This is a genomic window from Mesorhizobium sp. M0587, assembly GCF_040320945.1.
Taxonomy (GTDB): Bacteria; Pseudomonadota; Alphaproteobacteria; order Rhizobiales; family Rhizobiaceae; genus Mesorhizobium.
Genome location: NZ_JAMYQP010000018.1, coordinates 98,233 through 108,552 on the forward strand (window position 1 = coordinate 98,233; position 10,320 = coordinate 108,552).

At 58.9% G+C, this 10,320-nt stretch carries 9 protein-coding genes and 2 pseudogenes; 10 read left to right on the forward strand and 1 reads right to left on the reverse strand.

The features are described 5' to 3' along the window. Positions 1 to 137 precede the first annotated feature (137 nt). Positions 138 to 1,169: a LacI family DNA-binding transcriptional regulator gene (locus NKI49_RS18060; protein WP_352603622.1), complete on the forward strand. Its 1,032-nt coding sequence runs from the start codon at positions 138 to 140 to the stop codon at positions 1,167 to 1,169. A 503-nt stretch (positions 1,170 to 1,672) separates the two neighbouring features. Here NKI49_RS18060 and NKI49_RS18065 read toward each other — a convergent pair. Next, the gene (locus tag NKI49_RS18065) at positions 1,673 to 2,698 is read right to left on the reverse strand and encodes a LysR family transcriptional regulator (RefSeq protein WP_352603625.1); all 1,026 of its coding nucleotides are present in this window, start codon (positions 2,696 to 2,698) and stop codon (positions 1,673 to 1,675) included. A gap of 238 nt (positions 2,699 to 2,936) precedes the next feature. Between NKI49_RS18065 and NKI49_RS18070 the strand changes: the two genes are divergently transcribed. From NKI49_RS18070 to NKI49_RS18110, 9 genes and pseudogenes are all read left to right on the forward strand, one after another. Further along, positions 2,937 to 3,530 carry a NodA family N-acyltransferase gene (locus tag NKI49_RS18070; protein WP_023736281.1) on the forward strand — a complete coding sequence of 198 codons (594 nt, stop codon included), beginning with the start codon at positions 2,937 to 2,939 and terminating at the stop codon, positions 3,528 to 3,530. Then, positions 3,527 to 4,186 carry a chitooligosaccharide deacetylase NodB gene (gene nodB / locus NKI49_RS18075; RefSeq protein WP_023766912.1) on the forward strand — a complete coding sequence of 220 codons (660 nt, stop codon included), beginning with the start codon at positions 3,527 to 3,529 and terminating at the stop codon, positions 4,184 to 4,186. Before NKI49_RS18070 ends, nodB begins: the two co-directional genes overlap by 4 nt. 14 nt (positions 4,187 to 4,200) lie before the next feature. Next, positions 4,201 to 5,559 (forward strand): chitooligosaccharide synthase NodC, encoded by a 1,359-nt coding sequence (gene nodC / locus NKI49_RS18080; protein ID WP_352603628.1) that lies wholly within the window; start codon positions 4,201 to 4,203, stop codon positions 5,557 to 5,559. Positions 5,560 to 5,594: 35 nt separating this feature from the next. Continuing rightward, positions 5,595 to 6,203 carry a nodulation methyltransferase NodS gene (gene nodS, locus NKI49_RS18085; protein ID WP_023736278.1) on the forward strand — a complete coding sequence of 203 codons (609 nt, stop codon included), beginning with the start codon at positions 5,595 to 5,597 and terminating at the stop codon, positions 6,201 to 6,203. A 35-nt stretch (positions 6,204 to 6,238) separates the two neighbouring features. After that, positions 6,239 to 6,484 (forward strand): annotated as a pseudogene (locus tag NKI49_RS18090) (carbamoyltransferase N-terminal domain-containing protein); the annotation flags it as partial. A gap of 43 nt (positions 6,485 to 6,527) precedes the next feature. After that, complete coding sequence (nodI, locus tag NKI49_RS18095) at positions 6,528 to 7,439, forward strand: nodulation factor ABC transporter ATP-binding protein NodI (protein ID WP_023766916.1); 912 nt, start codon at positions 6,528 to 6,530, stop codon at positions 7,437 to 7,439. Positions 7,440 to 7,442: 3 nt separating this feature from the next. After that, entirely contained in the window at positions 7,443 to 8,231 is a 789-nt protein-coding gene (locus NKI49_RS18100; protein WP_023736275.1) for an ABC transporter permease, read from the forward strand. Between the two features lie 66 nt (positions 8,232 to 8,297). Beyond that, entirely contained in the window at positions 8,298 to 9,248 is a 951-nt protein-coding gene (locus tag NKI49_RS18105; RefSeq protein WP_023760349.1) for a LysR family transcriptional regulator, read from the forward strand. A gap of 2 nt (positions 9,249 to 9,250) precedes the next feature. Next, a pseudogene (locus tag NKI49_RS18110) lies at positions 9,251 to 9,513 on the forward strand (hypothetical protein); the annotation flags it as partial. Positions 9,514 to 10,320: the final 807 nt, after the last annotated feature.

The window sequence follows — 10,320 nt, forward strand, 5'->3', positions numbered from 1 at the left end:
GGTTTACGTCTGGAATGATGTTCGTCCAACACGCTGTTGGCCATTCGTATGGGACGTCTTCACTTTGCCACCCGAAACCGAAACGCGTTAGGCGACAGAGAGCCGGCCCGCGTCAAAAACCGATCAGAATAGGACCTATGACCAAGCGCCCCACAATTGCCGATCTCGCCCGCGAAGCCCGAGTCAGCGTAGCAACGATCGACCGGGTTCTGAACGCCCGCCATCCGGTGCGCGAGGAGACCGCGCGGCGGGTCCACGACGCCGCCCACGCGATCGGCTATCATGCTGCCGGGCTAATCAAGCAGCGCTTGCGGCGAGACCTACCGCACTACCGTCTGGGCTTCATCTTGAGAAAACCGGCCCAGCATTTCTACCAAGATTTTGCGCGCGAGGTCGAAGCATCGGTCAATTTGGCCCAGTCCTTCCACGGCATTCCGCTCGTCGAATTCGCCCCGTCACATATGCCGAGCGACCTGATCGCGCCGCTCAAGGATTTGGGCGCACGCTGCCATGCGATCGCGATGGTGGCACCGGACCACCCGAAAATTACAGCAGCGGTTGAGGACCTCAAGGCCAAAGGCATTCCGGTTTTCTCGCTGCTTTCCGACTTCGCCGCCGGCGTGCGACAGGGGTATATCGGCCTTAACAACCGCAAGGTGGGGCGCACGGCCGCTTGGATGGTGTCCAAGGTTGCAAAACGGCCCGGCAAAGTGGCGGTTTTTGTCGGCAGCCATCGTTTCCAGGGGCACGAGCTCCGTGACGTCGGCTTTCGCTCCTATTGCCGTGAGAACGCGCCCACGTTCGAGGTGCTGGATCCAGTCATGAACCTCGAGAAACGGCAGATCACCTACGAGGCAACGCTTGATCTCATGCAGCGAGAGCCCGAGCTCGTCGGCTTCTATGTCGCCGGCGGCGGCATGGAGGGCGCCATCTCCGCGCTCCGAGAAGAGGGCAAAAGTCGCGATCTCGTCGCGATCGTGAATGAAATCACGCCGGAGTCTCGGGCGGCGCTCGCAGATAATATCGTCACGATGGCGGTCGCCACGCCAATGCGCCGACTTTGCCAGGAGCTGATAATGCTGATGACGCGGGCTATCGAGACCGGCACCGCTGAAACACCCGGACAGACATTTCTCCCGTTCGACATCCATCTGCCGGAAAATATATGAAACTCATGGACTCTATCGTGAGCGGGGAGTTTCCTTTCATAAACGAGAGAAAGTTGAATGATGATCCCATCCCGCGGGGTGGCCGCACCCACGGACATCAGCCGGGCAGAATGAAGCGCCGATTAGATGAACGGATCGGCCACGCGTTCACGAAGCGCGGGGTCAATTGCCTGGGTCCGCAGCGTCAAGCTCGACCGGCTTCATTGCCAAGTGCCCGACTTACTCGGTGCAGGGGACTGTCGTCGACGCCAGTAGCCGAGCGAGGCTGGCACAGATTGGATCGACCACGTCGACGGCCATCTCCTCGCCTGGCCGCGCGTGAAAAGCCGCGGCAAGGCCTGCGACGTTGGCATTTAAGTGGGGCTGAGCATCTTCTGGGACTCCGCAATCAGAATCGGAGGCGGCAGTCAATTCAGTAGCTACCCCGGGCGTGTGTTCTGCTCGTTCCTGGCCCTCGTACTTGACGAGCAACTGCGCCGCTCTGCTGGGCAAAGGCCCGGTGTTTAAGTGGGGCTTAACATCTTCCGGGACTTCGCACGCGAAATCGAGGTGGCAGTCGGTACCAACAACCGCAAGGTCGGATCGGCGTGCCCGAGGGGCTCAATGATTTCAGGCAAAGGCGCCAGGCAAGATGCCTCCTGCACCATCATTTCCCGCATCCACATGCTTGCCGGATCAGTATTGTGAAGCTCAGGCCACTGGACGGCCTCCGTGAATGCGGGAGGAGGAAGTGGCGGCGGAAGTTGGACAATCCGCAGGGGTGTTGTTTTTGCGAAATGCTGCGCCAGCCGTAAGGGCATGGTCCCGATGCGGTTGCTGCCTGACAGGACGGGCGCGATCAGGCTAAAGCCCTGTACGACGACCTCGACACGTCTCTCGAAACCGTGCTCGAGCAAATACCATTCCTCCATGGTGGGCTGCCGGGTGTGCCTGAATTTGAGCACGACATGCCCCATGGACAAGTATCGCTCGAATGTAAGTGGCTCTGACAGCTGCTTGTTCGTGCCGCAGCCTACGCATACGAGCATATCTTCGAACAGGACTGCGCGAGGATGTTTCGACATGAACACTTCCGGCATAATCAGAAAATCAAGGTCGCCGCGCCGGAGAAGCTCCTCGGGGTCGTCGCAAATAGGCAGACATTCAAAGCGAACGGCGGGAGCTTCCCGCGCAGCACGCTCTACGATCTTCTTAAAAAATACGAGCGTGATGTAATCGGAAAGCATCATTCGGAAGAGACGATCCGATTGGGCCGGGTTGAAAGCGTCGGAGGAAATAATCGATAGCTGGATGTGCAGCAATGCCTCCCGGACTGCTGTGGCGAGCCCGTCGGCGCGCGGTGTCAAAATGAGCTCGCGGCCGTTCATCGTAAATAGCTCATCGTTGAAATAGGCGCGTAACCGAGCAACGGCGGCGCTCATGGCCGGCTGGCTCAGGTTGATACTGCGAGCCGCGGCAGTGACTTTACGCTCCCTCATCAGAGCGTCCAGCACAACGAGGAGATTTAGATCGAGTCCCTTGAAACGCATGTCATGTTCTATCCAACGTGTGGATGCGTATCATTCAAACAATCAATTTTACGAATTTACGAGCCATGCATTAGAGGAACGTTAATGAGCGACGTCAAGCTCAAATCGACGACACGGGCCGGGACTTCGAGAGAGCGTCTGGCTCACCTTCGCCAACGACAACGGCTGAATGCAGCCAACAGCGCCGCTTTGGTCGGGTAATGCGGCCGCAAAAAACTAATATGAAGAGAGGTCCTGAATGCGCCATCAGGTGCAGTGGAAGTTGTGCTGGGAAAACGAGTTGCAGCTCTCCGATCACGTTGAGCTCGCCGAGTTCTTTCGTGATACGTACGGGCCGACTGGGGCGTCCAACGCAGAACCGTTCGAAGGTAGTCGAAGCTGGGCCGGAGCCAGGCCTGAACTCCGCGTGATCGCCTATGATTCAAGTGGTGTAGCGGCTCACATGGGCATACTGCGCCGTTTCATCAAGGTTGACGCGGTCGACCTGTTGGTGGCTGAGCTGGGCCTGTACGGGGTACGCCCGGACCTTGAGGGTCTCGGAATCGCCCATTCAATCCATGTCATGCTTCCAATACTGCAGGAGCTTGGCGTTCCATTCGCTTTCGGAACGGTCCGGGACGCGCTGCGGAATCATGTTGAGAGGTTCGGGCGGCGATACAGGCCTTTGGCCGTTTTGTCGGGAATTCGCGTGCGCTCGACCCGACCAGAGGCCCGCCTCGACCTGCCGCCCACACGCATCGATGACGCACTCACCATTGTTCTGCCGGTTGGACGGCCGATCAGCGAATGGCCCACGGGCACGATGATAGATCGGAACGGACCAGAGCTATGAGCCGTCCCGATTGCTTGTACGAAGTGCGCCGTGAGTGCTCTGACGGCACCGGCCGTCGCAGCGTTTATCTGACGTTTGACGACGGTCCCAATCGACTTTTCACACCGGAGATTCTCGATGTGCTGGCAGAGCAGCGGGTGCCGGCGACTTTCTTCGTCATCGGCGCCTACGCCTTAGAGCACCCAGATCTAATCCAACGGATGATCGCAGAAGGGCACGAGGTAGGCAACCACACGATGTCTCATCCGGATCTGTACCAATGCGGTTTCGGCGAAGTGCAACGTGAGGTCTTTGAAGCGAACGACGCCATCATGAGAGCGTGCCCGCAGGCCTCGGTGCGCTATGTTCGCGCGCCCTACGGCGCCTGGAGCGAAGAAGTCTTCACAGCGTCACAGATCGCCGGGCTGGCGGCCCTCCATTGGTCCGTCGACCCTCGAGATTGGTCTCGCCCTGGGGTCGACGCGATTATCGATAAAGTGCTCGCCTCTGTCCGGCCGGGCGCAATCGTACTCTTGCACGACGGATGCCCTCCCGGCGAGTTGGGCCGGGGCGCTCACGCCGGTCTGCGCGACCAGACGGTCACGGCGCTGTCCCGGCTGATTCCAGCATTGCGTGAGCGCGGATTTGTAATCCGCTCACTTCCTCAACATCACTGAACAAACGAGATCCCATGACTCTTCTTGGTACAACCAGCACTGTGGCCATATCGCTTTATGCGCTGCTCTCGACTGCTTATAAGAGCATGCAGGGGCTTTATGCTCTGCCGACAAACGACTCATCGGCGTTGGAGGCTCTCGTCGGCTCCGATCAACTGCCCAGCGTGGATGTCATCGTCCCCTGCTTCAACGAGGATCCGCGCACGCTTTCAGAGTGCCTGGCTTCCATTGCCGACCAAGAATACGCCGGAAGACTTCGGGTCTATGTGGTTGATGACGGTTCTGGAAATCGCGAAGCCTTAGGAACTGTCCACGAAGCCTACGCGCGCGACCCTAGGTTCGACATCATTTTGCTTCCCGAGAATGTTGGAAAGCGCAAGGCGCAGATCGCCGCGATACGCCGCTCATCAGGGGATCTGGTGCTTAACGTTGATTCAGACACGTTACTCGCGTCCGACGTCATTGCCAAGCTTGTACCGAAGATGCGAGATTCAGCGGTCGGCGCAGTCATGGGTCAGTTGACGGCCAGTAACCGGACCGAGAGCTGGCTGACCAGGCTGATAGACATGGAGTACTGGCTGGCTTGCAACGAGGAGCGCGCGGCGCAGGCTCGCTTCGGTGCCGTTATGTGCTGTTGCGGCCCATGTGCCATGTACCGCCGGTCTGCGCTCCTTTTGTTACTGGACCAGTACGAGTCGCAGTTTTTTCGGGGCAAGCCAAGCGACTTCGGTGAGGATCGCCATCTTACTATCCTGATGCTGAAAGCAGGCTTTCGAACCGAGTACGTTCCGAGCGCCATCGCGGCCACAGTCGTCCCGAACAGACTAGGACCGTATCTGCGCCAACAACTCCGTTGGGCACGAAGCACATTCCGGGACACGCTGCTTGGGCTGCGCTTGCTGCCCAGCCTGAATAGCTATCTCACGTTGGACGTGGTCGGACAGAATCTCGGCGCGCTACTCCTCGCCGTATCGGTATTAACGGGCCTCGCACATTTCGCACTGACAGGCTCTGTGCCTTGGTGGACAGGACTGATGATTGTGTCCATGACCATGCTCCGATGCAGCGTGGTAGCATTTCGTGCCCGACAGTTTCGATTTCTGGGCTTTTCGCTGCACACGTTCATCAACATCTTTCTCTTGCTTCCGTTGAAAGCCTACGCGCTGTGTACATTGAGCAATAGCGATTGGCTGTCGCGAGGCTCTGCTGTCGCTACATCGAACACTGGGGGAAAACAGGCCCCCACCCAAACTCCGATCACTGGTTCCAGCAGGGCAGAATTCTCGCCGCATGCGGCTCCGCTTCGCAGGCTCAATCTTGCGCGGGATTCTTCGGAATTAGTGCTGTCGGGCAACATTTGCGGCGACGAGTGATCGCTAATTACCTAGTGGACGAGAGGTGCACGAGTTTGACCCAGAACGTGAATCATCAGTTGCTTGATCGGGAATTGGCCGCAGACGATCCGTGGCTTCTCGACGGCAATCCGTTCGAGCGGAAGCGCCACACGCAAATGCTCCAGCTGGCGCTTGCCCAAGGCTCCATTTCAAATGCCCTCGAAGTCGGGTGCGCTGCCGGCGCATTCACGGAAAAACTAGCCCCCTACTGCCAAGGGCTCACCGTCATCGATGTCGTGGCGCAAGCGATTGCTCGAGCACGTCAACGGATAAACGAGCCGTCGCGCATCAACTGGATAGTCTCCGATGTTCAACAGTTTTCGACCGACGAGTTGTTTGACCTGATCGTTGTGGCGGAGGTCCTCTACTATCTCGAAGACATAGCCGAGATGCGCGAGGCCGTCAAAAACCTGGTGCGGGTGCTTGCGCCTGGCGGGCATCTGATCTTCGGATCGGCAAGGGATGCTAATTGCCGTCGCTGGGGTCACGCCGCTGGTGCTGAGCCGGTCATCGCCATGCTGAACGAAACGTTGATCGAGGTAGAGCGTCTTGAGTGTCGGGGCGAGTCGGTCAACGAAGACTGCTTGCTCGTCCGTTTCCGAAACCCGCTTTCCGCTTCCTGATGAATCGAATCTATCGCCGTTAACCTGGAGACACTATGCGCATCTTTGGTATCAAGCTGACCCATGATGGGGCGATCGCCCTGGTCGAGGATGGACGGCTCGTCTTCTGCGTTGACCAGGAAAAGCGGCACAACGATCCGCGTTACCAAGCCATCGATAATTTATACGCAATTGTCGCCGCTTTACCGGAACAGGGGCTAAATCCTTGTGATGTCGATCAGTTCGTTATCGACGGCTGGGATGGCGAAGACGAGTCACAGTTTCAGGTCCGGCAGGCAACCAAGCAACCGCCAGTCTTGGCGTCCCTCTCGGTAAAATGAACCCATGTCCATGGTAGCGATCGATCTTACTGACGTAAGCAAAACTTATGACAAGCTCGTTGTCGACAGACTGTCGTTCCGCGTTGCGGCGGGGGAATGCTTCGGGCTCTTGGGACCGAACGGCGCGGGCAAAAGCACGATTGCGCGTATGGTCCTCGGCATGACATCGCCCGATGCGGGGAAGATTACTGTGCTCGGCGTTCCAGTGCCGGCGCGCGCGCGTTTGGCACGTATGCGCATCGGCGTGGTCCCGCAGTTCGACAATCTTGATACCACGTTCACTGTACGCGAGAACCTGTTGGTGTTCGGGCGCTACTTCCGGATGAGCAGACGCCAGATCGATGCGGTCATACCATCGCTGCTTGAGTTCGCCCGCCTCGAGAACAAAGCGGATGCGCGCGTCGCCGAACTGTCCGGCGGCATGAAGCGGCGCCTGACGCTCGCGCGTGCGCTGATCAATGACCCGCACTTGCTGGTGATGGACGAGCCGACCACCGGCCTCGATCCGCAGGCCCGCCACCTGATCTGGGAACGGCTGCGATCGCTGCTGGCGCGGGGCAAGACTATTCTTTTGACTACCCATTTCATGGAAGAGGCCGAGCGGCTGTGCGATCGGCTGTGCGTTATGGAGGAGGGGCGCAAGATCGCCGAAGGCCGCCCGTCCGCACTCATTGACGAGCAGATCGGCTGTGACGTGGTCGAGGTCTACGGCGGCAATCCGCATGAACTGGGTGCGCTGATCCGGCCGTACGCACAGCGCATTGAGGTGAGCGGTGAGACGCTTTTTTGCTATGCACCCGATCCGGAGCAGGTGCTGGCGCAGCTACGCGGGCGCGCGGGTCTACGCCTTCTGCAGCGTCCTCCCAATCTCGAGGATGTGTTTTTGCGGCTAACCGGGCGCGAGATGGAGGACTGAACAATGGGCGAACGTTATGCGGCGGGCATGCCCGCGAATGCGTGGAATTGGGTCGCGGTTTGGCGCCGCAACTATCTTGGATGGAAGAAAATCGGGCTTGCATCGGTGCTCGGCAACCTCGCCGATCCGATGATCTATCTGTTCGGTCTCGGCTTTGGAATCGGAACAATGATAGGTCCTGTTGAGGGCACTTCGTACATTGCGTTTCTCGCGGCTGGCATGGTTGCCACAAGCGCGATGGCATCGGCGACCGCTGAAACGGTTTACGGGAGTTTCGGCCGCATGGGCGACCAGCGCACCTGGGAAGGAATGCTATGCACTCAGCTGACGCTCGGCGATATCTTACTCGGCGAATTGGCGTGGGCAGCCACCAAGGCCCTGATGGCGGGCACAGCAATCACTATTGTTGCGACCACGCTAGGCTACGCATCGTGGCCATCCATCCTCTGCTTGCTGCCAGTCATCGCTCTCAGTGGCCTCGCCTTCGCGAGTCTAGCGATGGTCGTCACGGCGCTTGCGCCCAGTTATGAATATTTCATATTTTATAATACGCTTGTTATAACACCCATGCTGTTCCTTTGCGGCGCGATGTTTCCGGTCAACCAATTGCCCGGCGCTTTTCAGGACGTCGCCTCCTTGTTGCCGCTCGCACATGCAATTGACCTCATTCGTCCGGCGATGCTTGGCCGTCCCGCCGGCAGCATGGGCCTGCATATCGGCGCGCTTTGCATATACACGGTTTTGCCGTTCTTCCTATCGGTTGCTCTGTTTCGTCGTCGGCTGATGCGTTGACGCTCTCACCATTCGTGAAATTGATTGTTTGGGCGATACCCATCCACGCGTCGGATAGGTCAATGCATGCGTTTTAAGGGACTCGATCTAAATCTCCTCGTTGTGCTGGACGCTTTGATCAGGGAGCGTAAAGTCACCGCCGCAGCCCGCAGTATTAACCTGAGTCAGCCGGCCATGAGCGCCGCCGTCGGTCGGTTACGCGCCTATTTCAGCGATGAGCTATTTACGATGAACGGCCGCGAACTCATTTTGACACCGCGCGCGGAGGGGCTCGCCACAGCAGTCCGGGAGGCATTGCTGCACATCCAGCTGTCGATTATTTCCTGGGACCCCTTTAACCCGGTCGGATCGGATCGTCGCTTCCGCATCATCCTTTCCGATTACCTCACACTCGTATTTTTTAAGAAAATCGTAAAGCGTGCTGCGCGGGAAGCTCCCGCCGTCCGCTTCGAATGTCTGCCTATTTCCGACGACCCCGAGGAGCTTCTCCGGCGCGGCGACGTTGATTTTCTGATTATGCCGGAAGTGTTCATGTCGAAACATCCTCGCGCAGCCCTGTTCGAAGATATGCTCGTATGCGTAGGCTGCGGCACGAACAAGCAGCTGTCAGAGCCACTTACATTCGACCGATACTTGTCGATGGGGCAGGTTGTGCTTAAATTCGGGGACACCCGGCAGCCCTCCATCGAGGAATGGTATTTGCTCGAGAACGGTTTCGAGAGACGTATCGAGGTCGTCGTACACGGCTTTAGCATGATCCCGCCCCTTCTATCAGGCACCAGCCGCATCGGGACCATGCCGTTGCGGCTGGCGCAGCATTTCGCAAAATTAACACCCCTGCGGATTGTCGAACTTCCGCCGCCACTTCCTGCCGCATTCACGGAGGCCGTCCAATGGCCTGCGCTTCACAATAATGATCCGGCAAGCCTATGGATGCGGGAAATGATGTTGCAGGAGGCATCTCGTATGATTACCCTGCCTAAGAGCACCGGGCGTCTCACTTGTCGGCCGAATTGAGAATGGATGGCGATTGGGATTGGGCGATTCCTGCATTGTCGAGAACGATGCAAGGAGAGCAGATCCTTCAGCCTGAAGAGGTGGCAGCGATGCTGCGGCGGCATGAGGTTGGCTGGGGAACCGACGGGCGAAGGAATTCGGGTGCGCGCGCAACACGGTGCCTCGGTATCTACGCGAGAGCGGGACTGTTCCGTTTCGCATGCCTGTGCGGCCGACGGCGTTTGACGGACTGGACGATTGGCTGCGGGAGCGCTTCTTCCCCCATGGCTCGGGCCGGATGACGATCTCGACCCGCTCCAGATGCGCCGGGACCGCCTTGCGCGGTCGCGCACCACGTCGCGGCTCGCCTGTCGGTGTTGCGGTCTTGCGGCCTCGAGCTCGGACTCAATCGCGCCGAGCCCGGTCTGGATTTCGAAGGCGAAGGCCTGCTGGGCACGTTCGAGCTTCTCGGAGCTGCGACCGAAGCGGCGCGCTCCAGCTGCTTGACGATCCCTGAAGGTCGGCGATCCTCTCCTGGGCACGCTCGTTGAGTGTCGCCATCCGGACGATCTCGGCCTTGAGTGTTTCGCTCCGGAGTTGTTGCAGTTCGGCCTTCTCCGCCGCCATGGGGACGAATATCGCCTTGAGCGGAACGATTTCGTGGAGACGGGCCAAAGCGCTTCTCGTCATGACGCCGACAAAAGCTTGTTTTGCACGGCCAGAGGCCCGCCTTTTGCGCCTGAGTCACTTCGCCACAGCCTATCCGGCCGACGTCGGACGCCGTCTCCGTTCGGCTTAAGCGCGCCAGTCCATGCCTTCGACGAGCGCCATCAGTTGGGCGCGGCAAGCCGGATCACGCCGTTCTCCACCCGCGGCCAGCGGAACTTGTCCTCGTCCAGCGCTTACGGTGCGGGTATGCCGGCGTCGAGCAAACAGAGAGAGGTTTGGGCCCAACCAGGGCGGCTGGTTACCAAGTTTTCCTCGTCCGTGTGAGTGTGAATGTTCGGGTCGATCGTCTGGGCGCGTCCCCGCCGCCTGCGAGCCCGCTACTGCTCAGCGGAAGGGCGAAGTGAACGTGAATGCATCCATTTCG

What these genes read in the sequence shown, in the direction of transcription:
- NKI49_RS18065 (WP_352603625.1), bottom strand. Translation starts at nt 2,698, where the DNA reads ATGCGTTTCAAGGGACTCGATCTAAATCTCCTCGTTGTGCTGGACGCT.
- NKI49_RS18100 (WP_023736275.1), top strand. Translation starts at nt 7,443, where the DNA reads ATGGGCGAACGTTATGCGGCGGGCATGCCCGCGAATGCGTGGAATTGG.
- NKI49_RS18070 (WP_023736281.1), top strand. Translation starts at nt 2,937, where the DNA reads ATGCGCCATCAGGTGCAGTGGAAGTTGTGCTGGGAAAACGAGTTGCAG.
- nodC (WP_352603628.1), top strand. Translation starts at nt 4,201, where the DNA reads ATGACTCTTCTTGGTACAACCAGCACTGTGGCCATATCGCTTTATGCG.
- NKI49_RS18105 (WP_023760349.1), top strand. Translation starts at nt 8,298, where the DNA reads ATGCGTTTTAAGGGACTCGATCTAAATCTCCTCGTTGTGCTGGACGCT.
- NKI49_RS18060 (WP_352603622.1), top strand. Translation starts at nt 138, where the DNA reads ATGACCAAGCGCCCCACAATTGCCGATCTCGCCCGCGAAGCCCGAGTC.
- nodB (WP_023766912.1), top strand. Translation starts at nt 3,527, where the DNA reads ATGAGCCGTCCCGATTGCTTGTACGAAGTGCGCCGTGAGTGCTCTGAC.
- nodI (WP_023766916.1), top strand. Translation starts at nt 6,528, where the DNA reads ATGTCCATGGTAGCGATCGATCTTACTGACGTAAGCAAAACTTATGAC.